Here is a 26,640-nt window from a genome sequence, read left to right as displayed (position 1 = left end):
AACCGCGCATGCCGATCAGCGGAGATTGATTTGCGTCCGATCTCGGCAAACCAAAAAGGGCGGCCACAGGGCCGCCCTTTTCGTAACAGTCGATTTGCAAGTCGATTGGCCCTGGCTTACTCGCCGGCAGCTTCGCGCGGCGCCGCAGCCGGCGCTTCGGTCTTCTGCTTGGCCTCGAGATCCTCGCCGGTCTCCTGGTCGACCGCCTTCATCGACAGGCGGGTCTTGCCGCGATCGTCGAAGCCGAGCAGCTTGACCTTGACCTTGTCGCCTTCCTTGACGACGTCGGAGGTCTTCTGCACGCGGTTGGACGCGAGCTGGCTGATGTGGACGAGGCCGTCCTTGGCGCCGAAGAAGTTCACGAACGCGCCGAACTCCATCACCTTGACGACGGTGCCCTCGTAGATCTGGCCGACCTCCGGATCGGAGGCGATCGACTTGATCCACTTGATCGCAGCCTTCATCGCCTCGCCATCGTTGGAGGCGACCTTCACGGTGCCGTCGTCCTCGATGTTGACCTTGGCGCCGGTCTTCTCGACGATCTCGCGGATCACCTTGCCGCCGGTGCCGATCACTTCGCGGATCTTGTCGGTGGCGATCTTGAAGGTCTCGATGCGCGGTGCGTATTCGCCGAGCTCGGCGCGCGCCGCGGTCAGAGCCTTGGCCATCTCGCCGAGGATGTGGATGCGCCCTTCCTTGGCCTGGCCAAGCGCAACCTTCATGATCTCCTCGGTGATGCCCTCGATCTTGATGTCCATCTGGAGCGAGGTGATGCCGTGGTCGGTACCGGCGACCTTGAAGTCCATGTCGCCGAGATGATCCTCGTCACCGAGGATGTCCGACAGCACCGCGAAGCGCTGACCTTCGAGGATCAGGCCCATGGCGATACCGGCGGTCGGCCGCTTCAGCGGCACGCCGGCGTCCATCAGCGACAACGAGGCGCCGCACACCGAGGCCATCGAGGACGAGCCGTTCGACTCGGTGATCTCGGAGACCACGCGGATCGTGTACGGGAACTCGTGATGCGGCGGCAGCACCGGGTGGATCGCGCGCCAGGCGAGCTTGCCGTGGCCGATTTCGCGGCGCTTGGTGCCGCCGAGGCGACCGGTTTCACCGACCGAGTAGGGCGGGAAGTTGTAGTGCAGCAGGAACGTTTCCTTGTACGTCCCCGACAGTGCATCAATGTACTGCTCGTCCTCGCCGGTGCCGAGCGTGGTCACGACCATCGCCTGGGTCTCCCCGCGGGTGAACAGCGCCGAGCCGTGGGCGCGCGGCAGCACGCCGGCTTCGGCGATGATGTTGCGCACGGTCTTGGCGTCGCGGCCGTCGATGCGCTTGCCGGTGTCAAGGATGTTCCAGCGAACGATCTTGGCTTCCAGTTCCTTGAACACGCCGGCGACGCGGAGCTTGTCGTATTTCGGCTCCTGGCCTTCCGGGAAGAAGTGCGCCAGCACCTTCTCCTTGACGGCGCCGACCGCGGCATAGCGTTCCTGCTTGACCGGGATCGCATAGGCCTTGCGGAGCTCCTGTTCGGCGATGCCGAGCATCTCCTTCTCGATCTCCGAATTGTCGATTGTGGTGACTTCGCGCGGCTCCTTGGCGGCCTTCTCGGCGAGCTCGATGATCGCGTTGATGACCGGCTGGAAGTGGCGGTGGCCGAACATGACCGCGCCGAGCATCACGTCCTCGTTGAGCTCCTTGGCTTCCGATTCGACCATCAGCACGGCGTCGGCGGTGCCGGCGACGACGAGGTCGAGCTGGGTCTCGGTCATCTCGTCCAGCGTCGGGTTGAGCACGTATTCGTCATTGGCAAAGCCGACGCGTGCGGCGCCGATCGGGCCCTTGAACGGCGCGCCCGACAGCGTCAGGGCGGCGGAGGCGGCGACCAGCGACACGATGTCCGGATCGTTCTCCATGTCGTGCGAGAGCACGGTGACGATCACCTGGGTCTCGTTGCGCCAGCCGTCGACGAACAGCGGACGGATCGGGCGGTCGATCAGGCGGGAGACCAGCGTCTCCTTCTCGGTCGGACGGCCTTCGCGCTTGAAATAGCCGCCGGGAATGCGGCCCGCGGCGTAGGTCTTCTCCTGGTAGTCGACCGTGAGCGGCAGGAAGTCGACGCCCTCGCGCGGCGCCTTCGCCGCAACGACGGTGGCAAGCACCACGGTCTCGCCGTAGGTGGCCATCACGGCGCCGTCGGCCTGGCGGGCGATCTTGCCGGTTTCAAGTTTGAGGGGACGTCCACCCCAGTCGATTTCGACGGAATGCGAATTGAACATTTCGGTTTTCTTTCATGGTTTCACGAAAGCACGGCGCCCTGAAACACAAAGACCATGCCAAGACGGCGAGACACTGATGCGCTGTCGCGATCAGCATCCGGCGATCCTGCCATGGTCCCTGGATTTCGGATGGCGTCCATCCTTTCGGTCATCTGGGCATCTTGCCCGGTCCAGCGGCCGGATTGCTGCTGGACGCTAGTGTGCATGGCGCGACTGCCATGCTGCGCATGATCATCTTTCGACAATTCGAAAGCCCGAGTTCACGGACGATCATGCGAAAACGCGCGCGAACCCTCGCGCGCGTGCTTCTCAAATCAACGACGGATGTTGTGCTTTTCGAGCAGCGCCTTGTAGCGCGCCTCGTCCTTGCGCTTGATGTAGTCAAGCAGGGAACGACGCGTCGACACGAGCTTCAGGAGGCCGCGGCGTGAATGGTTGTCCTTCACATGGCTCTTGAAGTGCTCGGTGAGGTTATTGATGCGTTCCGACAGGATCGCGACCTGAACCTCGGGCGAGCCGGTGTCGCCGGCTTTGTTGGCATTCGTCTTGATGACTTCCGCTTTGCGTTCGGCGGTAATCGACATCGTCAGTTACTTTCATCGTTGCGAGCCGGACCGGCAGTCAGTCCGTTCAGGTTGAACACGCGCTTGGGGATGAGTTCGCCATTGCCAATTTCGGCAAGCGCGAGAAGCCGGCCTGCCACCGTGACATAGACTGTGCCGCTGGTATTGGGCGCATCCCGTCCGCGCAACAAAACGGCCTGGCCCCTGTGGAGCCTTGCCGCATCAGCCCGTGTGACGGCCAGTGCCGGGATGTCGTCCAGCGCGGTCTCAACGGGCAAAAGCGCGTCGGCGAGGCTGCCCTCGCCAGACGCGGCTCTATTGCATAAAGCCTCCAACTGTTCCAGCGGAATCATGTCCCGTTCGGTAAACGGACCGACAAGGGTCCGCCGCAGGGCGCAGATATGGCCGAAACAGCCCAGAATCCGGCCCATATCGCGGGCCAGCGCCCGGACATAGGTTCCCTTGCCGCACTCGGCCTCGAACACGGACTGACCGTTATCGCCATGTTCCACGAGGGTTAATTCGTGGATCTCGACCGGGCGGGGCTTCAGTTCCACGGTCTCGCCGTCGCGCGCCAGATCATAGGCGCGCTCGCCCTGCACCTTGATCGCCGAATATTGCGGCGGGATCTGCTCGATCACCCCGGTAAAGCGCGGCAACAGGTCCCTAATCGAATCGGCGGTCGGCCGGCTCTCGCTGGTCCTGACCGGCCGTCCCTCGGTGTCGTCGGTGTCGCGCTCCTCGCCCCAGCACACCGTGAAGCGGTAGCGCTTGCGGCCGTCCATCACGAACGGCACCGTCTTGGTGGCCTCGCCCAGCGCGATCGGCAAGCCGCCGGAGGCGAGCGGATCGAGCGTGCCGGCATGGCCGGCGCGCTTGGCCTGAAACAGGCGCTTGAGCACCGCGACCGCCTGCGTCGAGGTCATGCCGATCGGCTTGTCGAGCACCACCCAGCCGTGGACGTCGCGCTTGTCGCGGCGCGGCTGCTGGTTCTGCCTGCCCTGCTTCTGGCGCGGGTCGTTGTTGGTGCGGCGCGCATCGTCGGTGCGCTGGCCGGCAAAAGCATCCCGCTCAGCGTCGCGCGCGTCGGCATCCTTCGCGTCGACAACGCTGTTGGTCGTCATCACAGTCATCACTCGTCGTCCGAATCGGGTGCAAGGTCTCGCTGCACCGCAGGTGTCCGCAGTAGTTTCTCGATGCGCTCCGCCTCGTCGAACCGCTCATCGACGCGGAAGCGAATGTCGGGTGCAAATTTCAGGTTGACGCGGTGCGCGATCTCGCCGCGAAGGAATTTCTTGTTGCGCTCGAGCGCGGATATCACCGTGTCGGTGTCGTGGCCGCCGAGCGGCATCACGTAGATCGTGGCGAGCTTCAGATCCGGCGACATACGCACCTCGGGAACGGTGATGATGTGGCCTTCCAGATCGGGATCGTGAACCTCACCCTGTGACAGAATCTCGGCAACTGCATGGCGAATCGTTTCGCCGACGCGCAGCTGACGTTGCGATCCGCCGGGGCTGGAACTCTTCTTTTGACGGGGCATGACCTTTTTCCAAAACCGTCGCGCCCGCCGGCCGTGGCCGCGGGCATCAATGTCCTTGCTTTGCTTTCAATCGGACGATGCGCTGGTGGCCGGACCAAAGTCCGGCCACGCCGTCGCATTTTCAGTTAAATGGACCCAACGCCTAGCAAGATCTGCGCTTCGTAAGATTTGGACTTACAGAGAGCGCTGGATCGTCTCGATGCGGTAACATTCGATCACGTCGCCGACACGCATGTCGCCGTAGTTCTCGAACGCCATGCCACACTCCTGGCCGGCGACCACTTCCTTCACTTCATCCTTGAAGCGCTTCAGCGTCGACAGCTTGCCTTCGTGCACCACGACGTTGTCGCGGATCAGGCGAACATTGGCGCCGCGTTCCACGGTGCCGTCGGTGACGCGGCAACCCGCGACCTTGCCGACCTTGGAAATGTTGAACACTTCCAGGATCTGCGCGTTGCCCAGCATGGTTTCGCGCAGCGTGGGCGCGAGCAGGCCGGACATCGCCTTTTTGATGTCATCCACGAGGTCGTAGATGATGTTGTAGTAGCGGATTTCGATGCCGTTGCGCTTGGCCGCAGCCGCCGCTTCCTTGTTGGCTCGGACCGAGAAGCCGATGATCGCGGCGTTGAAGCCTTCCGCCAGCGTGACGTCGGACTCCGAGATGCCGCCGACGCCGGCATGCAGGATGCGGGCGGCGACTTCGTCGGTGCCGAGCTTCTCGAGCGAGCCCAGGATCGCTTCCAGCGAGCCCTGCACGTCGGCCTTGACGATCAGCGGGAACTCCTTGCGGCCCGCGGTCTTGAGCTGCGACATCATCTGCTCGAGCGAGCCGCGCATGCCCGAGATCGAGGCCGCGGCATTCTCGCGCTTCTGGTGCGCGCGATAGCTCGTGACCTGACGGGCGCGGGCTTCGTTCTCGACAACAGCGAGACGATCGCCGGCTTCCGGCGGACCGTTGAAGCCGAGCACCTCGACCGGCACCGAAGGGCCGGCCTCTTCGAGATTCTCGCCCTGGTCGGAGATCAGCGCGCGGACGCGGCCCATCTCGGCGCCGGCCACGATGATGTCGCCGACGCGCAGCGTGCCGCGCTGCACCAGCACGGTCGCGACCGGACCGCGTCCGCGATCGAGCTTGGCTTCGATCACGGTGCCTTCCGCCGGACGCTCCGAGTTGGTCTTCAGGTCGAGGATTTCAGCCTGCAGCGCGATCATCTCGAGCAGCTTGTCGAGATTGGTCTTGTTCTTGGCCGAAACCTCGACGTCGACGACGTCGCCGCCGAGCGATTCGACCTGCACCTCGTACTGGAGCAACTCGGTGCGCACGCGCTCCGGCCGCGCATCCGGCTTGTCGATCTTGTTGATCGCCACGATCATCGGCACCTTGGCCGCTTTGGCGTGATTGATCGCCTCGATCGTCTGCGGCATCACGCCGTCATCGGCCGCGACCACCAGCACGACGATGTCGGTGACCTTGGCGCCGCGGGCGCGCATCGCGGTGAACGCGGCGTGGCCGGGCGTGTCGATGAAGGTGATCTTGGTGCCGCTCTCGGGCGACAGCACCTGGTAGGCGCCGATATGCTGGGTGATGCCGCCGGCTTCGCCCGATACGACGTTGGCGTGGCGCAGCGCGTCGAGCAGCGAGGTCTTGCCGTGGTCGACGTGACCCATGACGGTGACTACCGGCGAGCGCGGCTCGGTGTCGGTGGAATTGTCGACGACGTCGAACAGGCCCTCTTCCACGTCGGACGCCGCGACGCGCTTGACGCTGTGGCCGAGTTCTTCGGCGATCAGTTGCGCGGTGTCGGCATCGATCACGTCGGTGATCTTGTGCATCGCGCCCTGCTTCATCAGCATGCGGATGACGTCGACCGCGCGTTCCGACATGCGGTTCGCGAGTTCCTGGATCGTGATCGCTTCCGGAATGGTGACTTCGCGGATCAGCTTTTCCTTCGGTTCGTTCGACGCATGCCCCTTCAGGCGCTGGGTGCGGCGGCGGAACGAGGCGATCGAACGCTCGCGCACGTCGTCGGCGTTGAGCGCAGTGGTCAGAGTGAGGCGGCCGCGCTCCTTCTGCGGACCGGGCTTGTGGGTGGTCTTCGGAGCCGCGGCGGGGCGCACGGCGCCGCCGGGGCGGCGCACCAGGCGCGGACCTTCGTCTTCGTCCGGCCCGGCCGCAACTGCCGCCGGCCGCGGCGCAGAGGCTGGTGCGCGCGCGGTTGTCGTGGTGGTCGGGCGTGCTGCGGGCGCGCGGGCAGGCGGAGCAGACGCAGGTGCGGCTGTCGCGGGCCTGGCCGCTGTTGTGGCCGGAGCGCCGGGTTTGGCTTCGCCCTCGCCAAAGCGGCGCTTGGCCTCGACCTCGGCCTTGCGCTTGGCCTCTTCCTCGTGGCGGTGGCGCTCCTCTTCCGCCTTGCGGCGGGTTTCGGCGGCCTCGCGCTCGGCCTTCTCGGCAGCCTCGCGGACGGCGCGGCGCTTGGCTTCCTCTTCGGCCTGGCGGCGTTCCTCGATGTCGCGCTGACGGGCGTCGGCCAGCGCGCTGGCGCGCGCGGAACGCTCGTCCTCGGTCAGGGTCGGCAGCACCACGCCGGAGCGGGTGTTACGCTGCTGCTGGCCGGGGGGCGGGCCTGAGGGGCGGCCGAGCGGCGGCCTGGCGGCCGGCGCCGCAGGCTTTGCAACCACGGGTTCCGGCGCGTGCGCCTCGCCGGGACCATCGCCACCGACGCGACGCTTGCCGCGCTTCTCGACCACGACCTGCTTGGTCCGGCCGTGGCTGAAGCTCTGGCGCACGGTGCCCGTCTCGACGCGCGGCTTCAGCGACAACGTCTTGCTCGGGACACTCAAAGTCTTGTCGCCAGGGGTCTTGGTATCAACCATTCAGCAGTCCTAATCTCGTTTCGCTGTGCGTTTGCCGCACAAATCCTTCAACGTGTCGTCGTTTGCTGAGCATGACCGGTCGGAAAGACGGCGTCCGCCTTCCCGGATCACGCTCTGGAATTTCTGGCCGCTTCGGCGGTCTTGTCGTCGTCGGCCATCCGGTATCGGACCAGCATCTGGCAGCGCGACAGGAACGTCTTGCTCGCCGGGCCCGCGAGCAGCGCAGCATGTATCACATTTGACCGCCCAAGTGCCAAATCCAATTCTTCCGACGTCAAAACATTGACGACGGTGATTACCGGCGATTCACCACGTTTTTCGCCCCTTTGCCTCACGATCGCGTCCAATTTGCGGATTCCGTCCGCCGCGCCGTCGGAAGCGTGGATCAGGGCTGCAGTTTCGTTCCGGTTGAGTGCGTCCTCGACCTTGCCGAAGCCCGAAACCACCTGACCGGCCTTGGCGGCCATCGCCAGGGCCTCGGTGACGCTGCGCACCAGGAGGGTGTCGGTGTCGGTGGGAAGGGTCGGCGCGACGCGGACATCGCGCTTGAATCCCTTGCTAAATTGGTGACGGCGGACCGCTTCCGCAACGCTGCGCCGCGATGCGGAAACCCATAATCCGCGGCCGGGCAGCTTGCGCTTGAGATCCGGGATCACCTCGCCCGTGGGCGCAATGACGAACCGGATCAGCTCGTCGATCGGACGCACCTCGCGGCTGACCGCGCACATCCGCGTGGTCGCGGACTTCTGCGTCCGCGGCCCATCGTCGAGATCGGGGTCAGCCTGAGCCAGCATCCGTGGGGCATCTCCTTACGAAGCCGTCGTTTCTGCTTCGGCGGCCTCGGCCTCCTCGGCAGGCTTGGCGAGGTCGGCCTCGGTGATCCAGCCGGCCTTCAGACGGGCCTGCATGATCACGGCCTCGGCCTCGTCGCGCGAGATCTCGATGCCGTCGAGGAACCCGGCATGCTTGGTCGGCTCGCCGCCTTCCTTGCGCTCGGTCCAGCCGACCAGGTCGTCGGTGGCGCAACCGGCGAGATCCTCGACCGTCTTCACGTCGTTCTCGCCGAGCTTCACCAGCATCTTGCCGGTGATGCCGGGCACGTCCTTCATGGCGTCCTCGACGCCGAGTTCCTTGCGCTTGGCTTCCAGTTCCGCCTCAAGCTGTTCCAGATATTCGCGGGCGCGGGTCTGCAGCTCGGTGGCGGTCTCCTCGTCGAAACCCTCGATGCCCGCGAGTTCCTTGACGTCGACCAGCGCGAGTTCCTCGACCGAGGTGAAGCCTTCGGAGGCGAGCAGCTGGCCGACCACCTCGTCGACATTGAGCGCTTCCATGAACACGCGGGTCGAGTTCTCGAAGTCGGCCTGGCGGCGCTCCGACTCTTCCTGCTCGGTCAGGATGTCGATGTCCCAGCCGGTCAGCTGCGAGGCGAGGCGGACGTTCTGGCCGCGGCGGCCGATCGCAAGCGACAGCTGGTTATTGGTGTCGGGAACCACGACCTCGATACGCTCGCGGTCCTCGTCGATCACGACCTTGGCGACTTCAGCCGGCGCCAGCGCGTTGACGACGAAGGTCGCAATGTCGGGCGACCACGGGATGATGTCGATCTTCTCGCCCTGCAGCTCGTTCACCACGGCCTGCACGCGCGAGCCGCGCATGCCGACGCAGGCGCCGACCGGGTCGACCGAGGAATCGCGCGAGATCACGCCGATCTTGGCGCGCGAGCCCGGATCGCGGGCGACCGCCTTGATCTCGACGATGCCGTCGTAGATCTCCGGCACTTCCTGTGCGAACAGCTTCGCCATGAACTGCGGATGGGTGCGCGACAGGAAAATCTGCGGACCGCGGGTCTCGCGGCGGACGTCGAAGATATAGGCGCGGACGCGGTCGCCGTTGCGGAACACTTCGCGCGGCAGCATCTCGTCGCGGCGCACGATCGCTTCGCCACGGCCGAGGTCGACGATCACGCTGCCATATTCGACGCGCTTGACGATGCCGTTGACGATGTCGCCGATGCGGTCCTTGAATTCCTGGTACTGCCGGTCGCGCTCGGCCTCGCGCACCTTCTGCACGATCACCTGCTTGGCCGACTGCGCGGCGATGCGGCCATATTCCAGCGGCGGCAGCGTGTCGGCGATGGTGTCGCCGACCTGGGCGCCCGGATTGGCGCGCTGCGCGTCGTGCAGCGAAATCTGGTTGGAGGAGTTTTCGACGACGTCGACCACCAGCATGTGGCGGGTCAGCCGCAGCTCGCCCTTCTTGGCATCGATCTCGGCATGGACGTCGGTCTCGCTGCCGTAGCGGGCACGCGCGGCCTTGGCGATGGCGTCTTCCATCGCCGCGATCACGATGGAGCGGTCGATCGACTTTTCGCGCGCAACTGCGTCTGCGATCTGCAGCAGTTCGAGTTTGTTGGCGCTGACTGCCATGGCTTAGTCTCCTTCGGATGGATCGATCTCGCCACGGCGCGCGCGCTCGGCCGCCAGGCGGTGCTTTTTGGTGTTGGTCGGGGCCGGCTTCTTGCCGGGCTTGTGAGCAGGCTTATCACCAGGCTTGGGTTTCGGCTTCTGGCTCTTCGCCGGATCGCTCTTCTTGGCGTGGGCCGGCTGCGGCGGCGCGAGGCCGAGCTCGCGGCGCAGCTCGCGCTCGGCGGCCTTGCCGCGGCGCATCGATTCCTCGATCAATTCGTCGGTCAGCACCAGCCGCGCGTCCGAGATGTCCTCCATCACCAGGAGAACCTCGGCGTCCTCGTCGGGACGCGGATCGTCGCGCCTGATGCGCACCGCATCGCCCTCGACGCCGGCAAGCAGGCCGCGGAACCGCTTGCGGCCCTGATGCGCCACCGCCATCTCGATCTTCACGAGATGCCCGGTGTAGCGCTCGAAGTCGGAGCGGCGCACCAGCGGGCGGTCGATGCCGGGCGAAGAGATTTCCAGCCGGTAGGCGCGCTCGATCGGGTCGGCGACATCGAGCACCGGCGACAGCGCGCGCGAGATCGCTTCGCAATCCTCGAGCTGCATCGAGCCGTCGGGGCGCTCCGCCATGACCTGCACGGTGCAGCCGGCATCGCCCGAGACCTTGATGCGCACCAGGCGATAGCCCATGCCCTGCAGCACCGGGACCGCGACCGCGGCGACGCGCGCCGCAACCCCGGGCTCGACGACGAGACGCGGCTCGGCGAGCAGTTCGGTGTCCACGGACGTGGCGGTCGGTTCGGTCATATCCAGTGTCAAAGGCTGTCTAGGGTCTTAAAGGCTGCTGAGGTCTGTTGTGTTGTTCAGGTGGCCTTAAGGGGCCGCTAACGCTACCCAAACCGGACCCGGCCTCGTTGGGTCCCGTCAGGTAATAAAAAAGAGCGGGTCCCGGGGGGCCCACTCTCCTACGCGATCGTATGAGATACCATAAGTTGCGCCGGATATAGCTCTTTTGCCCGGGTCCGGCAAGGCCCTCGGGTCCGGCGGGAGGCGATTTTACGGCTCTCCGGATGCCGGATTGATCTAACCCTCCGTTTACGAACGGGACCATAGATTGCCGAAAATCGGCAGAAGTCGCCGGTTGGACAAGGCCCATGACGACAGCCCCTGCGCTGATCCCGGAACTCGACGATATCGTTCGCCGCGGCGACCCCAAGCGCCGCGCCGAGGCCGCGCGGCGGCTCGGCGAGCTGTTCCTGCAGGGCGCCGCGAGCTTCCGTCCCGACCATATCGACCTGTTCGACGGGGTGCTGACCAGCCTGGTCCCGCATGCCGAGCTTGCTGCGCGGGTCGATCTCGCCGAACGGCTCGCGCTGCTCGCCAATGCGCCGCGGCATCTGGTCGGGCAGCTCGCCCGCGACGACGAGGTCGCGATCGCGGGGCCGCTGCTGCGCCGATCGCCGGTGATTGACGAAAAGGTGCTGGTCGAGATCGCCAATGCCAAGGGCCAGGGCCATCTGCTCGCGATGGCCGAGCGATCGAAGCTCTCGACTGCGCTGACCGACGTCCTCGTCCGACGCGGCGATCGCGACGTCATCCGATGCGCGGCCGGCAATGCGGGCGCGGCGTTCTCGGACGCCTCCTTCACGACGCTCGTGCAACGCGCCAGCCAGGACGGCGTGCTGACGCTGCGGATCGGCCGCCGCGATGATCTTCCGCCCGAGCATCTGAAGGGCCTGCTCGCCGGCTCGATCGACGTGATCCGCCGCCGTCTGCATGCCGTCGCCAAGCCGGAACGCCAAGCCGAGATCAAGCTGGCGATGACCGAGATCGAGGGCGTGATCGTTCAGGTCGAGGGCCGCGATTTCACGGCCGCGCAGCGCGCCATCCTGGCGCTGCATCGCGCCGGCGAATTGAACGAGGCCGCGGTGGCCGGCTTCGCAAAGGCCTTCAAATATGAGGAATGCGTGGCGGCGCTCGCCGCGATGGCCGGCGTGAAAATCGTCACGCTCGATCGCCTGATCTCCGGCGACCGTTACGATCCGATCCTGATCGCCAGCAAGACGATCGGCTTCGAATGGCCGACCGTGCGCGCCCTGATCCTGATGCGGCTCGGGCCGAACCGCGTGCCGTCTCCTGCCGATATCGAAGGTGCGCGGGTGAATTTCGTGCGCCTGATGCCCTCGACGGCGCAGCGCGTCGTGGAGTTCTGGAAGTCGCGCTAGTTCACGCTAACTGCTCTTGGCTCCGTCATCCTGAGGAGCGCCGCAGGCGCGTCTCGAAGGATGCACGGCCACGCTGTTGCAGCCGGGCCGTCGTGCTTCGAGACGGCCGCTTTGCGGCCTCCTCAGCATGACGGATCATAGTGCACACTTCTCAAACCCAAAATCGTTCCGCTATGCTTTCCGCAAGGCGCGACACAGCGCCAACGGGGAGATTGCCATGCTGACGGACGCCGACATCCAATCGCAAGCCGCGCGGATCCGCGACGACGGATACACCGTGATCGAGCGCGCCGCCTCGCCCGATTTGGTCGAGGGGTTGAAGGCGGCGGTGCTGAGAATCGAGAGCGAGCACAATCTCGCACCTGCCAGGACGTCGTTCGAAGGCTTCAAGACGCTGCGCATCAACAACCTCCTGACCTATGACGATCTGTTCTGGGAGGTGCCGCTGCATGACAACGTGCTGCCGGTGGTCGAACGCGTGCTGGACAGGGAATGCCTGCTGTCGTCGTTCTGCTCGCTGGTGCTCGGGCCCGGCCAGGAAGCGCAGCCGATTCACGAAGACACCCAATTGATCCCGTTGCCGCGGCCGCACATCCCGATCACGATCAATGCGATCTGGGCGCTGTCCGATTTCCGCGAAGATAACGGCGCGACGCGGATCATCCCGCGCAGCCACAAATTCGATTCGTCGCCCGAATATGGCAAGGAGTACGACGCGGTCACCGCGACCATGCCGGCCGGCAGCGTGATGCTGTTCGACAGCGCGCTGTGGCATGGCGGCGGCGCCAACAGCAGCGACGCCAGGCGCTTTGCCTTCTCCTGCGCCTATTGCTGGGGCTGGATGCGGCAGCAGGAGAACCTGCAGCTCGGCATTCCGCGCGAGACCGCGGCCCGCTTTCCGCGCCGGCTGCAGGAATTGTGCGGCTACAGCGTCTACAAGGGCCAGTTCGGCCACATCGACAATCACGATCCGATCGAGCTGCTCGGCCGCGAGCGCGGCAAGCGGATGGTGTGGGAGGCGACCGACGTCAGGAAGGCGCGGCTGGCGGGGCAGGCGTGAAGATATCCGTCGTTCCGGGGCGATGCGAAGCATTGAACCCGGAATCTCGAGGTTCCGGGTTCGATGCTGCGCATCGCCCCGGAATGACGGCGTCAAGGCAAGCGCTTGAACCTCAAATACGCCGCCTTGCGCCCCTCGCGCTCGGCTTTGGGCGCCGTAGCGCGTCATCGTGTAGTTCAGCCATGGCTGTTGCCAGTCGATCGCGCGCTCGGCGAGCCAGGCGAAGTCGGGCGAGCGCATCAGATGCGCCAGCGTCCAGGCGCAATAGTCGTCGATGTCGCTGACGAAGCGGAATTCGCCGCCCGGCGGCAGCAATCGTGTCATCGCAGCGACCGTCGCATCCTGCACGAAGCGCCGCTTCCAGTGCCGCCGCTTCGGCCAGGGATCGGGATGGATCAGGTCGATGCGCGCAAGCGAACGCGTCGGCGCCCAGGCCAGCAGTTCGGCCGCGTCGCCGGCGAACAGGCGGATATTGCCGATATTCAGCGCCTCGATCTGGGTCAGGATCTTCGCCATGCCGTTGACATAGGGCTCGCAGCCGATGAAGCCCGTGGTCGGAAAGGCCTGCGCCTCCGCGATCAGATGCTCGCCGCCGCCGAAGCCGATTTCGAGCCTGACATTCTCGATGCCGTCGTCGAACAACTCGGTCAGCGCCTCGGGCGCGGGCGCCGCGATGTCGACCGCCAGATGCGGCAGCAGAGTGTCGATCAGGTCGGCCTGGTGCGGGCGCAGCTTGTGGCCCTTGCGCCGTCCGAAGAACGAGCCGCGCGCATGCGTCATCGCGCCGTCGTCGGGGGAATCGCGATCGCCGCGGTCGCCTGGAGCCGGTGTCATCGCAGCGTTTGGTAGAGACGGTGGAGCAGCCGCGCGCGCGGCTCGATCGACGAGATGTAGAGCTGCTCGTAATGGGTATGCGCGCCCTTGCCGTCGACGCCGAGGCCGTCGAGGGTCGCGGTGTGCGGCGCGGTGAAATTGCCGTCGGAGCCGCCGCCGGTGAACACATCCGCCAGCTCGAAGCCGAGCTCGGCGGCCAGCCCCCTGGCGTGCTCGTAGAGTGCGGCGCCGGCGTTGCTTTTCTCATAGGGCGGACGGTTCAATTCGCCCGATATCTTCACGCTGACGCCCTCGGTGCGCGAGGTGATCCCGAGGATCTTCGGCACCAGCTCGTCGGCGTCGGCCATGGTCGGCACGCGCATGTCGACTTCCGCATAGGCCTCTTCGGCGATCACGTTCGGCTTGGTGCCGCCGCGGACGACACCGACATTGACGGTGACGCCGCGCTTGAGATCGTTCATCGCCTCCAGCGCCTGGATCACATTGCCGAGCTCCCGGATCGCGCTGCGGCCGTCCTCGGGGCGCGTGCCGGCATGCGCCGGCGCGCCCTTGATGAACACGTCGAAACGCGCAACGCCCTTGCGTCCGGTGACGATCTTGCCGCCGTCGCGCGCCGGCTCCGTCACCAGCACGTATTTGGCCTTGCGGCCCTCGGCCTCGATCAGCGCCCGCGAGGTCGGGCTGCCGATCTCCTCGTCCGATACGTAGAGCTGGGTGATGCCGAGCGGCGGGCGCGCGTCGTCGGCGCAGATCTGCCTGAACGCATGATGGGCGAGGTAGGCTCCGCCCTTCATGTCGTAGATGCCGGGGCCGAAGGCGCTGTCGCCGTCGACCTTGAATGGTAACCGTTCGATGAATCCCATCGGATGAACTGTGTCGAGATGGCTCAGCACCAGGATGCCCGGCGCGTCCTGGCCCCAGGACGAGCGCGTCACCAGGTGATCGCCGCAGCCGTCGCGTCCCGCAATGCGCTCCACCGTGGCCGGCAGGTCGCGATAGCCCGACGCGACGAGATCAGCCAGCTTGTTGACCTGATCGGGCCGCTCGGTCGGAGATTCGATCTCGACCCAGCGGCGGATGCCGTCGAGAATCACGGCGGTTTCGAACGGATTGCTGGACATGCTGTTGTCGTCGCCTGTGAATTCGCTTTGTCATTGCGCGCACGCGCCGAAGCACGATCAGGAATCATGCTCAAAGGAGGCGCTCAAGCGCGATGATGCTCAAGCTGAGCTCATCGCGTTGGCGCGCGCCGGAATGGCATATTCCAGATTTGACGATCTCTCAAACGGATATGGCTGAATCAGGCCTGCTCGGCCGCCTCGCGCGCCGCGATCTGCTCGACAAGTTCGACGATGCTGCGGCGGAGCTTGGCGTCCGCAATCCGCGTGAAGGCGCGGGTCAGGGCCAGGCCCTCGGCGGTTGCCAGAAAATCGGAGACGTAGGTCGGCGAGGCACCCTCGCTGAAGCCGTCGGCGGTCTTGACCCCGCTCGGGCCGCCGTCGAACAGGAAGGAGACCGGCACCTGCAGGATTTCGGAGATCTGCTGCAGCCGGCTGGCGCCGACGCGGTTGGTGCCCTTCTCGTATTTCTGCACCTGCTGGAACGTCAGGCCTAGCGCCTCGCCCAGCTTCTCCTGGCTCATGCCGAGCATGATGCGTCGCATACGGACGCGGCTGCCGACATATTTGTCAACAGGATTGGGCGCTTTGGTGGACATCTCCAACTCTCCTAAGGGATTGCGCGCCCGTGGATGAGGCAAGTTGGAAGTGGAGTATGCCTCAGGCGCCGGTGCCGTCAAATCCTGCAAGGAGGATCGGGACGAAATGCGGACAATTTGCGCAAAGGGGCTGACTTGGCTTGTGATTTCGCGTGGACCCGTACAATGCGAAGTGCACGGTCGATCTGTCAACTGGTGGAATCATACTGAGGTAAATTTCGACGTTTTTTCGGGTTCGCGACAACCGGCGATATGCGGTCGTCAGGGTTTTCGCCTCACAAACCGCCGCCGCAACACGAACGCCAGGGCTGTGATCACAATCACAGCGGCGGGGACGTTCCCGACACGCGCATAGATCGTCGGCGCGATGGCCGCCGGCAGGCCGACATCGAGCACGCCTTCGATGCCGAGCCCGAGTTGCGCGACGATCCGGCCAACCGGGTCGATGACGGCCGAGACGCCCGTATTCGCGGCGCGGACCATCGGCAAGCCTTCCTCGATGGTGCGCAGCCGGGCCTGTTGCAGGTGCTGGTAAGGGCCCGTCGAAATTCCGAACCATCCGTCATTGGTGACATTGACGATCCAGCCGGGACGGTCGTCGCGGCTCACGACGTTGCCGGGAAAGATCGCCTCGTAGCAGATCAGCGGCAGGGCGCGTGGTGCATTCGGAATATCGAGCGTCCGGCGAATCGTGCCGGGAATGTAGCCGCCCTGCACCTTGGTGAGCTGCACGAAGCCGAGCCTCTCCATCCAGTCCTGGAACGGCAGATATTCTCCGAACGGGACAAGATGCAGCTTGTCGTAGACCGCGAGCACGCTGCCGTCGTGGTCGATGACGTAGACGGAATTATAGGCGCGCGTGACGCGGACGCCGGGCGGCAGATCGGGCGCGCGCACCGAACCGGTGATCAGCACGGTTCCCTTCGGCAGCAGGTCGGCGATCTGCGCCATCGCGTCGGCTTCCTTGGTCAGGAAGAACGGAAACGCGGATTCCGGCCAGATCAGGATGGTGGCATCCTTCACGCCGGTGGCATGCGGCCCGGAGGCGCGATCCGACAGAGTGAGATATTTCTGCATCACCGCCGCCCTGGCGGAGTAGTTGAACTTGGCGTCCTGCTGCAAATCGGGCTGCATGATGCGCAGCTTGACGCCATCGACCATCCTGGTCGGCTGCTGCGCGAGGCGGATCACGCCGAACGCCAGCATCGCCACCAGCACCAGCACCGCGGCCACCGGCGCGCGCCACGGCTTGCGGCCGCGCGAGCCGCCGTCGATCAACACGGCCGGGCTTGCGAAGATCGCGACGGCCAGGAACGTCATGCCCCACAGCCCGATCAGTGACGCAGTTTGTGCCATCGCCAGCGGCTCGGTCAGTGCGTAGCCGAACGCATTCCACGGAAAGCCGCTGAGGAGATGGCCGCGCAGCCATTCCGAAATCGTCAGGCTGACCGCGAGCGCCAGCACGCGCGAGGCATCGCGCGGCCAGATCAGCCGCGCCAGCCCGAAGCCGAACGCGGTGAACAAAGCGAGATAGGCAGGCAGGCCGAGCACCGCGAACGGCGTCAGCCAGGCGAAGGTGTCCGCATCGACGAAGAAGGCGTAGCCGATCCAGTACAGCCCCGGCACGAAATAGCCGAGGCCGAACCAGAAGCCGGACAGCGCCGCGGCGGGCACGCCGCGCCAGCGGCCGGCCGCGCTGCCGTCGATCAGCCAGACCGCGATGGAAAAGGTGAGAAACAGAACCGGCCAGGCGTTGAACGGCGCCATCGCCAGCGCAGACAGCGCGCCGGCCGCGAGCGCGAGGACGGCGCGTTTCCATCCCCAGGTCAGGATGATTGCAAGGCCGATCGATCGGAGCTTGTCGGACAGCCTCACTGCGGACCGGCTCCCTCGCCGGGCGGCGGCAGGTTGTCATTCGCCTGCGGGTTTCCGGAGTCCGGCGCCTGCTCGCGGCGCCGCTCGCGCTCCTTGCGTGGCGTCGGCCGTTCCTTGCGCGCGCTGATGCGCACGCGCTTGACCCGCCGCGGATCGGCGTCGAGCACCTCGACCTCGTAATTGCCGGGTCCCGAAATCACCTCGCCGCGCACCGGCAGGCGCCCGACGAACGATACGAGATAGCCGCCGAGCGTCTCGACCTCCTCGCCGGCGTCGCCGATCACGAAATCCTCGCCGATCACCGAGCGGACATCGTCGAGGCTGGCGCGTGCATCGGCGATGAAGGAGTTGTCCGGCTGGCGCACGATGGACGGCGGCTCGTCCGAATCGTGCTCGTCGTCGATCTCGCCGACGATCTGCTCGACGATATCCTCGATCGACACCAGCCCGTCGGTGCCGCCATATTCGTCGACCACCAGCGCGAGATGGATCCGCGAGGCCTGCATCTGCGCCAACAGGTCGATCGCGCGCATCGATGGTGGGATATAGAGCAGCTTGCGGATGATATTGGCTTCCGACAGCGGCAGCGCGAGGTCGACGCTGCGCAGATCGAGCCCGGCCGGGAACGGCTTCTTGCGCTTCGTCTTGGTCGCGTCGGTGACGCGGGCCTTCACAGTCATGAAGGCGAGCAGGTCGCGGATGTGCACCATGCCCTCGGGGTCGTCGAGGGTCTCGTTGTAGACGACGAGCCGCGAATGCGCCGCGCTCTCGAACAGGCTCATCAATTCGCCGAGCGGGATGTCGCGCTTGACCGCGACGATGTCGGCGCGGTGCACCATGACGTCGGCGATCCGCCGCTCGTTCAGCGACAGGATGTTGCGCAGCATGGTGCGCTCGATCGCCGAGAAGCCGACATCGTCGGGCGTCGAGGCGTCGAGCACCACCTGCAAATCGTCGCGCACCGAGCCGGCCTTCCAGCCGAACAGCGTGCGGATCGCGCGCACCAGCCAGCCCTCGGCCGCCGGGCGCTGCACCTCGCCCTCGTGCACCACGGCGGGCAGGTTGCTCACGTTGCGCGGGTTGTCGTGGGTCGGTTCGGAATCCGGCATGTCAGGCGATCCGATCCGCATAGGGGTCGGGAATGCCGAGAGAAGAGAGGATCTCGCGCTCGAGCGCCTCCATGTCCTCGGCATCGTCGTCGTTCTCGTGGTCGTAACCGATCAGGTGCAGGAAGCCATGCACCGCGAGATGGCTCAAATGGTGGTCGAACGGTTTCTGCTCTTCATCGGCTTCCCGCCGCGTCGTCTCATAGGCGATCGCGATGTCGCCGAGCATGCGCGGGGCGTCGTCAGGTCCGCCGGCGCCTTCGGGCTGCAGCGCCGGAAACGACAGCACATTGGTCGGCTTGTCGATGCTGCGCCAGTTGGCGTTGAGGGTGCGGATACCGGCATCGTCGGTCAGCATCACCGCAAGCTCGGCGTCGGCGACATCGGCATCGGCGATTTCAGCGGCAGCCTCGATGGCGCGGTGGATCACCGCGTCGGCATTGGGCTCGGCCTGCCAGCATTCGGCGGTGACGAGAACCTCGGTGGCAGGAAAAGCGGACACGTTGGTTTCAAAATCTGCGTTATGGCCGGATCCCGCATCGTGCGGGCTCGCGGCCGAAGCTATTGGTCTCAAGATCTGGCGTTTGCCGGCTTTTGCGGCAATCCCTCATAGGCGGCCACGATGCGCGCCACCAATTCATGGCGGATGACGTCTTCGGCCTTGAAATGCACCTGGGCGATGCCCTCGACGCCGTCGAGCAGCTTCACGGCTTCCGTGAGCCCCGAGGCCTGGCCATGCGGCAGGTCGACCTGCGACGGGTCGCCGGTGACGATCATCCGGCTGTTCTCGCCGAGACGCGTCAGGAACATCTTCATCTGCATCGTCGTGGTGTTCTGCGCCTCGTCGAGGATGATGGCGGCATTGGTCAGGGTGCGGCCGCGCATGAAGGCGAGCGGGGCGATCTCGATCTCGTTGCCCTGCAGCGCGCGCTCGACGACGCGGGCGTCCATCAGATCGTACAGCGCGTCATAGATCGGGCGCAGATACGGATCGACCTTCTCCTTGAGGTCGCCGGGCAGGAAGCCGAGCCGCTCGCCGGCCTCGACCGCGGGCCGCGTCAGGATGATGCGATCGACCTCCTTGCGCTCGAACAGCTGCGCGGCATGGGCGACTGCGAGCCAGGTCTTGCCGGTGCCGGCCGGGCCGATGCCGAACACCAGCTCATGCCGCTTCAGGGCGCGGATGTAGGAATCCTGCGCCGCGGTGCGGGCGCGCACCGGACGCTTGCGCAGATTGATGGTCTCGAAGGTCGGCTTGGCGGTCTTGTTGTCGAATTCGAACAGCGAGCCCTGTGCGATCACGGCGCGGATCGCGCCTTCGACCTCGCCCTGATCGAGGTCGTGTCCTTCGACGGCCTGCGCGTAGAGCGTCTCCAGCACGCGACGCGCCGCGTCGCAGCCGTCGCGGGAGCCTGCGATGGTCAGATGATTGCCGCGGGAATCGACCACGATGCCGAGCCGCCGCTCGATCAGCGCCAGATTTTGTCCGTAGGGGCCGACCAGCGCGGATGCCGCGCGGTTGTCGTCGAAATCGATGACGACCTGAGTTTCAGGGGGCCGGGTCTCAGGTGGCATTTGCATGTCGCGGTCAGGTTTGCGGCTGGGAGCGAGCGAAGACGAATCCGATGCGCTTTTGGGCAAGGATTTCAGGCTCCAATGGTCTGCGAAATGAGGCCGGGCGCGGGTCGCGTCGCGAGCTCGCCGATCATGCTGTAGCGCTCGAGGCTGTCGATCCTCACCGGGAGGACCTGGCCGATGATGTCGGGCGATGCCATCACATGGGCGGGCTGCAGATAGGCGGTGCGGCCGACGATCTGGCCCGGATTGCGCGCGGCGCGCTCGAACAGCACATCGACCGTTGTGCCAATCGCAGCCCGGTTGAAGGCCGATTGCTGGCTGTCGATCAATTCCTGAAGCCGCCCCAAGCGCTCGTCCATCTCGGCTGCTGACACTGTCTCCCGCATCTCCGCCGCCGGCGTGCCCGGCCGTGGCGAATATTTGAATGAATACGCCGCAGCGTATCCGATTTGCGTGACAAGCGCGAGGGTGGCGGAAAATTCTTCCGCGGTCTCTCCGGGGAAGCCCACGATAAAATCTGATGAAAAAGCAATGTCTTGCCGCGCGGCGCGGAACCGGTCGATGACGCGCCGGTAGTCATCGGCGGTATGTTTGCGGTTCATGGCGGCAAGGATCCGGTCCGACCCCGATTGCACCGGCAGGTGCACGAACGGCATCAGTTCGGGCAAATCGCGATGTGCCGCGATCAGGGCGTCGTCGACGTCGCGCGGATGGCTGGTCGAATAGCGCAGCCGCGCGACGCCGGGGATCTCGGCGAGGCGCTGCAACAATTTGCCGAGCGGCCAGACGCGGCCGTCGGCGCCTTCGCCATGATAGGCGTTGACGTTCTGTCCGATCAGCGTGAATTCGCGCACGCCATTGTCAGCGAGCTGCTTCACATCGTCGATGATCCTGGCGACCGGACGCGAGACTTCCGCGCCGCGCGTGTAGGGCACCACGCAGAAGGTGCAGAACTTGTCGCAACCTTCCTGCACCGTGACGAAGGCGGAAATGCCGCGGGCGCGGATCGCATCCGGCTTCGGCTGCGGCAGGAAGCCGAACTTGTTCTCGACCGGGAATTCCGTTTCCAGCGCGCGGCCGTTTGCCTTGGCGCGCTTCAAGAGCTCCGGCAGATGATGATAGCTCTGCGGCCCGACCACGATGTCGACGGTCGGCGCGCGATGGATGATCTCGGCGCCTTCGGCCTGCGCGACGCAGCCGGCGACCGCGATCTTCATTTCGCGGCCCGCCCGCGCAGCCTCGTCCTTGGCGACGCGCAGCCGGCCGAGCTCGGAATAGACCTTCTCCGACGCCTTCTCGCGGATGTGGCAAGTGTTGAGGATGACGAGGTCGGCGTCTTCGGCGCTCGCGGTCTCGACAAAGCCCTCGCCGGCCAGCGTGTCCGCCATGCGTTGCGCATCGTAGACATTCATCTGGCAGCCATAGGACTTGATGTGCAGCTTGCGCGGCGTCGTCATGGAACCCTGAGTGGAATGGAAACGGCGCCATCCGGGCGCCGGAGCTGAAATATAGCCTAAACCGGCGAAAATCCAGCTCTTCACCCGGTCATTCCGGGATGGTCCGAAGGACCAGACCCGGAATCTCGAGATTCCGGGTTCGCTCCCTTCGGTCGCGCCCCGGAATGACCTCGCAGGGTCAGTCAGCGCTCGCCGTGGCCCCCACCCGGGCGATCAAATCGGGCAATTTCCGCATATCGGCGAAGGTGACGGCCGCGCCGGCCTGGCGGAGCATCCCCTCGTGTTCCGCCGTGCAATGGCTGCCGCCGTAAAAACCGAGCACGGTCATCCCGGCGGCGCGGGCGCCGGTGACGCCGGCCACGCTGTCCTCGATCACGACGCAACGCGCGGGGGTGGCGCCCATCTGCGCCGCCGCGAACAGGAAGAGATCGGGCGCCGGCTTGCCGCGCTTGACCTGGGTGGCGGAGAAAATATGCGGCGCGAGCTGGTCGTAGAGCCCGGCGCAGGTCAAGCCGTGATGGATCTTTTCCGGCGTGCCGCTCGACGCCACGCATTTCGGTAAGCCGAGCGCGGCGATCGCCTCGCCGACATGCGCGATCGCGATGAGATCGTCGGCATAGAAGCTCAGCGTCGCGTGCTTGACCTCGGCCTCGAAGGTCTCGGGCAGCGCGCGGCCGATCTCGCTCTCGACGATCCGCCGCGCCTCGCGGTCGGACACGCCGAGGAAGCGCTTCAGCACGCCGTCGGGTGTAATCGGAAAGCCGTGCCGCGTCAGCGTCTCCGCATGCGCGCGACAGGAGATCACCTCGCTGTCGACCAGCACGCCGTCGCAATCGAAGATGACGAGGTCGAAATTCACCCGGCTTACGACTTGCTGTCTTCGTCGAGCGGGACGCAATACAGCTCGAGACGGTGATCGACCAGCTTGTAGCCGAGCTTGCGCGCGATCTCGGCCTGCAGCTTCTCGATTTCCTCGGAGGTGAACTCGATCACCTTGCCGTCGCGCAGATTGATCAGGTGGTCGTGATGGCTCTCGGGCATCTGCTCGTAGCGCGCGCGGCCCTCGCGGAAGTCGTGGCGCTCGATGATGCCGGCATCCTCGAACAGCTTGACGGTGCGATAGACGGTCGAGATCGAGATCTTGTCGTCGACCGCCACGCAGCGGCGATAGAGCTCCTCGACGTCAGGGTGATCCATGGCCTCCGCCAGCACGCGTGCGATCACACGGCGCTGTTCGGTCATGCGCATGCCGGTCGCGGCGCAGCGCGCCTCGATGCCGGTATTCTTCTGCGCAGGCGTGATTTTCACCGTCGTCATGGGTCCTTGGCAGGTCCTTGGCCAGTCCTTGGGCCTTGGATGGCAGAGCAGGGGGCTGTTCTGCCATCGCGCCGATGTTACGACAAGTCGCGGCGCATCAGAAGCGCGTTCAAATGTTCCCCGCCGGGCTGCTTGTAGTAGCGTTCGCGGCGGCCGATCACGCCGAATCCGGCCTTTTCGTAGAGCCGTCGCGCCGGCTGATTGTTCTCTTCCACCTCGAGGAAGATGGTGCGGATGCCGCGGCCGGCAAGATGGCCGAGATGGGTCAGCAGCAGGTCGCGCGACAGGCCGCGGCCGCGCTGATTGGAATCGATCGCAATCGACAGAATTTCGGCTTCGTCCGCTGCCATCCGTGAGACGGCAAAGCCGATCACCTTGCGTCCCTGCCGCAGCCGGTGCACCAGCGTGTTGCGCTCGGTCAGCATCGCCTCGAATTCGCCCTCGCCCCAGCCGCGATGAAACGACGCGCCGTGCAATTGCGCGAGCCGCGCCGCATCGCGCAGCGATGCAGGCTCGACCGCGGGCGGACCGCCGCCCCACCATCGTGACAGCCAGCCGATCATGTCGATCGCGGCGTGCTGATTTCGAGCCGGTCCTTCGGCGGCTTGGCGTCGGGCGCGCGCAGATAGAACGGCCGCGGCGGCGCGGTTTCAGGATCCACGGCCGCGCCGATCCAGGCGACCCAGGTAATATCGGGCGCGGGCTGCCGGTCGACCTTGACCGGCGGTGCGGCGTCGGCGGGCCAGCGCTCGGCGAGGATATCGGCGGCGTTGCCGACCAGATGCAGCGCGCCGTGTTGGGAGGCCTCGAGCGCTTCCGCGATCGGCGCCACCTTCGGCTTGATGATCGGACTGCCGTCGCCGCCGACCAGCTGGAAATAGACGTGATCATGCCGCGCATCGATCGCCGACAGGATCGCAGCCGCGCCATTCTCGGCGACGACAGGCGCAGCGTAGGCGGCGAGCGTCGACAGTCCGACCACCGGCTTTTCTGCGGCCAGCGCCAGGCCGCGCGCCGCCGAGAGGCCGACGCGCAGGCCCGTGAAACTGCCGGGGCCGGTGGTGACGGCGATGCGGTCGAGCCCGGCGAAGCCGATGCCGCTCTCTTTCATCACCCGAGCGATCAGCGGCATCAGCGCCTCGGCATGGCCGCGCTGCATCGCCTGCGATTCAATGGCGATTGTATTGCCGGAGGTGGTGTCGAGCACCGCCGCGGAGCAGGCGTCGAGCGCCGTATCGATGGCGAGAATCATCATGGGAGGGCGAATAGCGAATAGGGAATGGCGAACAGGGGTCTTGCGGAGAATGCTATTCGCGATTCGCCACTCGCCATTCGCCGCTCCATCACATCGGCCGGACTTCCTGCACGTCGGGCACGAAGTGCCGGAGCAGGTTCTGGATGCCGTGTTGCAGGGTTGCGGTCGATGACGGGCAGCCGGCGCAGGAGCCCTTCATGTTGAGGTAGACGATGCCGTCCTTGAAGCCGCGGAAGGTGATGTCGCCGCCGTCATTGGCAACCGCGGGACGCACGCGGGTCTCGATCAGGTCCTTGATCTGCTCGACCGTCTCGGCGTCGGCCTCGTCGAAGAACTCGTCTTCCTCATCGCGGGCGTCGTCGCTGGCCGCGGTGCCGTCGGCGAGCAGCGGCGCGCCGGACATGTAGTGCTCCATGATGGCGCCGAGGATCGCGGGCTTGAGGTGCTGCCAGTCGCCGTCCGCCTTGGTCACGGTGATGAAGTCGCCGCCGTAGAACACACCGGTGACGCCGGATACGGCGAACAGCCGTTCGGCGAGCGGCGAGCGCGCGGCGGACTCGGGCGAGGGGAATTCCATCGTCCCGCCGTCGAGCACCATGCGGCCCGGGATGAATTTCAGCGTGGCGGGATTGGGCGTGGCTTCGGTCTGAATGAACATCTGCTGTCTCCGGCGTCGCCGGTTCAAGGCCGGCGCGTTGGGTTCCATTATAGCGTTTTCGAGCGAAGTGACACCGGTTCGCGAAGAAAACGCGTCAAATCAAGGAGTCAGATGGCAACTAAAAAGCCCGCGATCAAGCCGCAAAACCGCGGTTCCAGGCGCATACCCATGCCCGGAAGCGGGTCCGGCGCCGGTAACGCGCTAGGACAGGGCGTCGATCTCGGCGTCGGTCAGGCCGCCGGGTACGATGGTCACCGGGATCGGGAATGCCCCCATGGTCTTGGCCATGGTGGTAATGATCGGCCCGGGCCCCTCGGCACCCGGGTTGGCGGCCAGCACCAGCGCTGCGATATCGACGTCCTTGTCGATCACGTCGAGGATCTGTTCGATCGGGTCGCCCTCGCGAATCACCCGCTCCGGGGTGATCGCGGCGATGCCGTTGGCGCGGCCGGCGGCGCGGTCGAGTGCCTCATTGGCGGCCTCCTCGGCCTCCGCGCGCATGATGTCGGCGACCCCGAGCCATTGCTGGTTCTGGTCCTCGGTCTCGATCACCCGCAGCATCACGACGCCGCCGCCGACCCGGATCGCCCACCGGCTGGCGTAATAGACCGCGCGGTCCCATTCCGCAGTGTCGTCAACGATGACGAGGCATTTCGGCTTGTGACCTGACTCGTAGCTGCGTCGCTGGGTGGTCATGCATGTCCCGGTGCTGAACCAAACCAACCCATGGTGCCATACTCCCTCGCCGTTTGGGAGAGGGAGCGCGCACTTCCTGCCTCGCGCGTCAGCGCGGGCGGATGAAGCCGACGATGTCCTTGGTGATGCGCATGGTCTCGTCGGCGATGCCGCGGGCGCGGTTGGCGCCGTCGGCGAGGACCGCGTCGACATGGCCGGGATCGGCGACCAGCTTCTTCATCTCGGAGGCGATCGGCGCCAGTTTCGCGACGCAAACCTCGACCAGCGCGTTCTTGAAGCTGGAGAACTGCCCGCCGCCGAACTGCGTCAGCACCTCCTGCTTGGAGATGCCGGCCAGCGCCGCGTAGATGCCGACCAGGTTGTCGGCCTCGGGGCGGGTTTCCAGACCCTTCTCCTCGGACGGCAGCGGCTCCGGATCGGTCTTCGCCTTGCGGATCTTCTGCGCGATGGTGTCGGCGTCGTCGGTGAGGTTGATGCGCGAATTGTCCGACGCATCCGACTTCGACATCTTCTTGGTGCCGTCGCGCAGGCTCATCACCCGCGTCGCCGGCCCCGTGATCAGCGGCTCGGGCTGCGGGAAGAACAGGCCGTCGGCGAAACCATGACCACGAATTGAATCAGCGAAATCGTTGTTGAACTTCTGCGCGATGTCGCGGGACAGCTCCAGATGCTGCTTCTGGTCCTCGCCGACCGGCACATGGGTCGCGCGGTAGAGCAGGATGTCGGCGGCCATCAGCACCGGATAGTCGTAGAGGCCGACCGAGGCGTTCTCGCGGTCCTTGCCGGCCTTCTCCTTGAACTGCGTCATGCGGTTCAGCCAGCCGATCCGCGCGACGCAGTTGAAGATCCAGGTCAGCTCGGCATGGCCGGCGATCTGGCTCTGGTTGAACACGATGTGCTTCTTGGCATCGATGCCCGCGGCGATGAAGGCCGCGGTGACCTCGCGGGTGTTGCGGGCGAGCTCGGCCGGGCCGCCCCAGACCTCGACGCCCTGCGTGATCGCATGCATGTCGACGACGCAATAGATGCAGTTGTGGGTCTGCTGCATCTTCACGAAGTTGACGATAGCGCCGAGGTAGTTGCCGAGGTGCAGATTGCCCGTCGGCTGGACGCCTGAGAAAACCCGTTCAACGAACGCCATGGTCTCGATTCCCGGAAATGGCTAGTTTTGCCGCGTCGTTTGCCACTTAAGCTC

Annotated in this window: 24 protein-coding genes and 1 pseudogene; 2 read left to right on the top strand and 23 right to left on the bottom strand. The window is 65.6% G+C overall.

The features are described from left to right. Positions 1-116: 116 nt before the first annotated feature. From pnp to rimP, 8 genes are all read right to left on the bottom strand, one after another. Positions 117-2,279 (bottom strand): polyribonucleotide nucleotidyltransferase, encoded by a 2,163-nt coding sequence (gene pnp, locus ACVW1B_RS34485; RefSeq protein WP_050383431.1) that lies wholly within the window; start codon positions 2,277-2,279, stop codon positions 117-119. Positions 2,280-2,593: 314 nt separating this feature from the next. Next, positions 2,594-2,863, bottom strand: coding sequence for a 30S ribosomal protein S15 (rpsO, locus tag ACVW1B_RS34480; protein ID WP_016844725.1), 270 nt, complete (start codon positions 2,861-2,863; stop codon positions 2,594-2,596). A gap of 2 nt (positions 2,864-2,865) precedes the next feature. Continuing rightward, positions 2,866-3,975, bottom strand: coding sequence for a tRNA pseudouridine(55) synthase TruB (gene truB / locus ACVW1B_RS34475; protein ID WP_253609844.1), 1,110 nt, complete (start codon positions 3,973-3,975; stop codon positions 2,866-2,868). Further along, on the bottom strand, positions 3,975-4,385 hold the full coding sequence (gene rbfA / locus ACVW1B_RS34470) for a 30S ribosome-binding factor RbfA (RefSeq protein WP_253605841.1): 411 nt from the start codon (positions 4,383-4,385) through the stop codon (positions 3,975-3,977). The genes truB and rbfA overlap by 1 nt, the downstream gene beginning before the upstream one ends. Before the next feature lie 174 nt (positions 4,386-4,559). Further along, on the bottom strand, positions 4,560-7,256 hold the full coding sequence (infB, locus tag ACVW1B_RS34465; RefSeq protein ID WP_225164079.1) for a translation initiation factor IF-2: 2,697 nt from the start codon (positions 7,254-7,256) through the stop codon (positions 4,560-4,562). A 107-nt stretch (positions 7,257-7,363) separates the two neighbouring features. After that, positions 7,364-8,050 (bottom strand): RNA-binding protein, encoded by a 687-nt coding sequence (locus tag ACVW1B_RS34460; protein WP_069278999.1) that lies wholly within the window; start codon positions 8,048-8,050, stop codon positions 7,364-7,366. 15 nt (positions 8,051-8,065) lie between these two features. After that, complete coding sequence (gene nusA / locus ACVW1B_RS34455; protein ID WP_057015297.1) at positions 8,066-9,682, bottom strand: transcription termination factor NusA; 1,617 nt, start codon at positions 9,680-9,682, stop codon at positions 8,066-8,068. 3 nt (positions 9,683-9,685) lie between these two features. Further along, positions 9,686-10,474, bottom strand: coding sequence for a ribosome maturation factor RimP (rimP, locus tag ACVW1B_RS34450; protein WP_253605842.1), 789 nt, complete (start codon positions 10,472-10,474; stop codon positions 9,686-9,688). A 347-nt stretch (positions 10,475-10,821) separates the two neighbouring features. Here rimP and ACVW1B_RS34445 point away from each other — a divergent pair, with 347 nt between their 5' ends. Together ACVW1B_RS34445 and ACVW1B_RS34440 are read left to right on the top strand one after the other, a co-directional pair. Continuing rightward, positions 10,822-11,892, top strand: a complete 1,071-nt coding sequence (locus tag ACVW1B_RS34445; RefSeq protein WP_076824503.1) for a DUF2336 domain-containing protein — start codon at positions 10,822-10,824, stop codon at positions 11,890-11,892. Positions 11,893-12,109: 217 nt separating this feature from the next. Then, positions 12,110-12,952, top strand: a complete 843-nt coding sequence (locus ACVW1B_RS34440; RefSeq protein WP_253605846.1) for a phytanoyl-CoA dioxygenase family protein — start codon at positions 12,110-12,112, stop codon at positions 12,950-12,952. Positions 12,953-13,044: 92 nt separating this feature from the next. Here the strand turns inward: ACVW1B_RS34440 and trmB are convergent. From trmB to trpS, 15 genes and pseudogenes are all read right to left on the bottom strand, one after another. After that, a pseudogene (gene trmB / locus ACVW1B_RS34435) lies at positions 13,045-13,786 on the bottom strand (tRNA (guanosine(46)-N7)-methyltransferase TrmB). Continuing rightward, a complete protein-coding gene (locus ACVW1B_RS34430; protein ID WP_253605850.1) occupies positions 13,783-14,907 on the bottom strand; it encodes a M20 family metallopeptidase in 1,125 nt (374 codons plus the stop codon). Before ACVW1B_RS34430 ends, trmB begins: the two are co-directional and overlap by 4 nt. Positions 14,908-15,086: 179 nt before the next feature. Beyond that, positions 15,087-15,503 carry a helix-turn-helix domain-containing protein gene (locus tag ACVW1B_RS34425; RefSeq protein ID WP_028335515.1) on the bottom strand — a complete coding sequence of 139 codons (417 nt, stop codon included), beginning with the start codon at positions 15,501-15,503 and terminating at the stop codon, positions 15,087-15,089. 261 nt (positions 15,504-15,764) lie between these two features. Next, entirely contained in the window at positions 15,765-17,378 is a 1,614-nt protein-coding gene (gene lnt, locus ACVW1B_RS34420; RefSeq protein ID WP_253605852.1) for an apolipoprotein N-acyltransferase, read from the bottom strand. Further along, positions 17,375-18,487 carry a hemolysin family protein gene (locus ACVW1B_RS34415; protein WP_253605854.1) on the bottom strand — a complete coding sequence of 371 codons (1,113 nt, stop codon included), beginning with the start codon at positions 18,485-18,487 and terminating at the stop codon, positions 17,375-17,377. The genes lnt and ACVW1B_RS34415 overlap by 4 nt, the downstream gene beginning before the upstream one ends. Before the next feature lies 1 nt (position 18,488). After that, positions 18,489-18,986 carry an rRNA maturation RNase YbeY gene (gene ybeY / locus ACVW1B_RS34410; protein ID WP_212057937.1) on the bottom strand — a complete coding sequence of 166 codons (498 nt, stop codon included), beginning with the start codon at positions 18,984-18,986 and terminating at the stop codon, positions 18,489-18,491. Between the two features lie 68 nt (positions 18,987-19,054). Further along, on the bottom strand, positions 19,055-20,125 hold the full coding sequence (locus ACVW1B_RS34405; RefSeq protein WP_375166712.1) for a PhoH family protein: 1,071 nt from the start codon (positions 20,123-20,125) through the stop codon (positions 19,055-19,057). A 5-nt stretch (positions 20,126-20,130) separates the two neighbouring features. Continuing rightward, the gene (gene miaB / locus ACVW1B_RS34400; protein ID WP_253605860.1) at positions 20,131-21,519 is read right to left on the bottom strand and encodes a tRNA (N6-isopentenyl adenosine(37)-C2)-methylthiotransferase MiaB; all 1,389 of its coding nucleotides are present in this window, start codon (positions 21,517-21,519) and stop codon (positions 20,131-20,133) included. Positions 21,520-21,697: 178 nt separating this feature from the next. Next, positions 21,698-22,378 carry an HAD family hydrolase gene (locus tag ACVW1B_RS34395; protein ID WP_253605861.1) on the bottom strand — a complete coding sequence of 227 codons (681 nt, stop codon included), beginning with the start codon at positions 22,376-22,378 and terminating at the stop codon, positions 21,698-21,700. A 5-nt stretch (positions 22,379-22,383) separates the two neighbouring features. Next, positions 22,384-22,836, bottom strand: a complete 453-nt coding sequence (locus tag ACVW1B_RS34390; RefSeq protein WP_016840396.1) for a Fur family transcriptional regulator — start codon at positions 22,834-22,836, stop codon at positions 22,384-22,386. Positions 22,837-22,913: 77 nt separating this feature from the next. Continuing rightward, positions 22,914-23,399 (bottom strand): ribosomal protein S18-alanine N-acetyltransferase, encoded by a 486-nt coding sequence (gene rimI, locus ACVW1B_RS34385; RefSeq protein WP_057015309.1) that lies wholly within the window; start codon positions 23,397-23,399, stop codon positions 22,914-22,916. Continuing rightward, positions 23,396-24,091, bottom strand: coding sequence for a tRNA (adenosine(37)-N6)-threonylcarbamoyltransferase complex dimerization subunit type 1 TsaB (gene tsaB / locus ACVW1B_RS34380; RefSeq protein ID WP_253605863.1), 696 nt, complete (start codon positions 24,089-24,091; stop codon positions 23,396-23,398). The genes rimI and tsaB overlap by 4 nt, the downstream gene beginning before the upstream one ends. An 88-nt stretch (positions 24,092-24,179) precedes the next feature. Continuing rightward, positions 24,180-24,749 (bottom strand): NifU family protein, encoded by a 570-nt coding sequence (locus ACVW1B_RS34375; RefSeq protein WP_253605865.1) that lies wholly within the window; start codon positions 24,747-24,749, stop codon positions 24,180-24,182. A gap of 201 nt (positions 24,750-24,950) precedes the next feature. After that, the gene (locus tag ACVW1B_RS34370) at positions 24,951-25,445 is read right to left on the bottom strand and encodes a universal stress protein (protein WP_028335525.1); all 495 of its coding nucleotides are present in this window, start codon (positions 25,443-25,445) and stop codon (positions 24,951-24,953) included. An 88-nt stretch (positions 25,446-25,533) separates the two neighbouring features. Then, a complete protein-coding gene (gene trpS, locus ACVW1B_RS34365) occupies positions 25,534-26,586 on the bottom strand; it encodes a tryptophan--tRNA ligase (protein WP_076824511.1) in 1,053 nt (350 codons plus the stop codon). Between the last annotated feature and the right edge of the window lie 54 nt (positions 26,587-26,640).

The sequence above is a fragment of the Bradyrhizobium sp. USDA 4502 genome, from assembly GCF_054063355.1.
Note: the sequence above shows the minus strand (reverse complement) of the source record. Positions and strands in the feature narration are given on the sequence as shown.

Coding starts and splice junctions, on each gene's coding strand:
- miaB (WP_253605860.1), bottom strand. CDS start 21,519: ATGACGACGCCGCGCAAGCTGCACATCAAGTCCTATGGCTGCCAGATG.
- trpS (WP_076824511.1), bottom strand. CDS start 26,586: ATGGCGTTCGTTGAACGGGTTTTCTCAGGCGTCCAGCCGACGGGCAAT.
- truB (WP_253609844.1), bottom strand. CDS start 3,975: ATGACTGTGATGACGACCAACAGCGTTGTCGACGCGAAGGATGCCGAC.
- ACVW1B_RS34445 (WP_076824503.1), top strand. CDS start 10,822: ATGACGACAGCCCCTGCGCTGATCCCGGAACTCGACGATATCGTTCGC.
- pnp (WP_050383431.1), bottom strand. CDS start 2,279: ATGTTCAATTCGCATTCCGTCGAAATCGACTGGGGTGGACGTCCCCTC.
- ACVW1B_RS34370 (WP_028335525.1), bottom strand. CDS start 25,445: ATGACCACCCAGCGACGCAGCTACGAGTCAGGTCACAAGCCGAAATGC.
- ACVW1B_RS34375 (WP_253605865.1), bottom strand. CDS start 24,749: ATGTTCATTCAGACCGAAGCCACGCCCAATCCCGCCACGCTGAAATTC.
- ACVW1B_RS34440 (WP_253605846.1), top strand. CDS start 12,110: ATGCTGACGGACGCCGACATCCAATCGCAAGCCGCGCGGATCCGCGAC.
- ACVW1B_RS34390 (WP_016840396.1), bottom strand. CDS start 22,836: ATGACGACGGTGAAAATCACGCCTGCGCAGAAGAATACCGGCATCGAG.
- rpsO (WP_016844725.1), bottom strand. CDS start 2,863: ATGTCGATTACCGCCGAACGCAAAGCGGAAGTCATCAAGACGAATGCC.
- ACVW1B_RS34430 (WP_253605850.1), bottom strand. CDS start 14,907: ATGTCCAGCAATCCGTTCGAAACCGCCGTGATTCTCGACGGCATCCGC.
- rimP (WP_253605842.1), bottom strand. CDS start 10,474: ATGACCGAACCGACCGCCACGTCCGTGGACACCGAACTGCTCGCCGAG.
- rimI (WP_057015309.1), bottom strand. CDS start 23,399: ATGATCGGCTGGCTGTCACGATGGTGGGGCGGCGGTCCGCCCGCGGTC.
- ACVW1B_RS34425 (WP_028335515.1), bottom strand. CDS start 15,503: ATGTCCACCAAAGCGCCCAATCCTGTTGACAAATATGTCGGCAGCCGC.
- infB (WP_225164079.1), bottom strand. CDS start 7,256: ATGGTTGATACCAAGACCCCTGGCGACAAGACTTTGAGTGTCCCGAGC.
- tsaB (WP_253605863.1), bottom strand. CDS start 24,091: ATGATGATTCTCGCCATCGATACGGCGCTCGACGCCTGCTCCGCGGCG.
- ACVW1B_RS34415 (WP_253605854.1), bottom strand. CDS start 18,487: ATGCCGGATTCCGAACCGACCCACGACAACCCGCGCAACGTGAGCAAC.
- rbfA (WP_253605841.1), bottom strand. CDS start 4,385: ATGCCCCGTCAAAAGAAGAGTTCCAGCCCCGGCGGATCGCAACGTCAG.
- nusA (WP_057015297.1), bottom strand. CDS start 9,682: ATGGCAGTCAGCGCCAACAAACTCGAACTGCTGCAGATCGCAGACGCA.
- ACVW1B_RS34460 (WP_069278999.1), bottom strand. CDS start 8,050: ATGCTGGCTCAGGCTGACCCCGATCTCGACGATGGGCCGCGGACGCAG.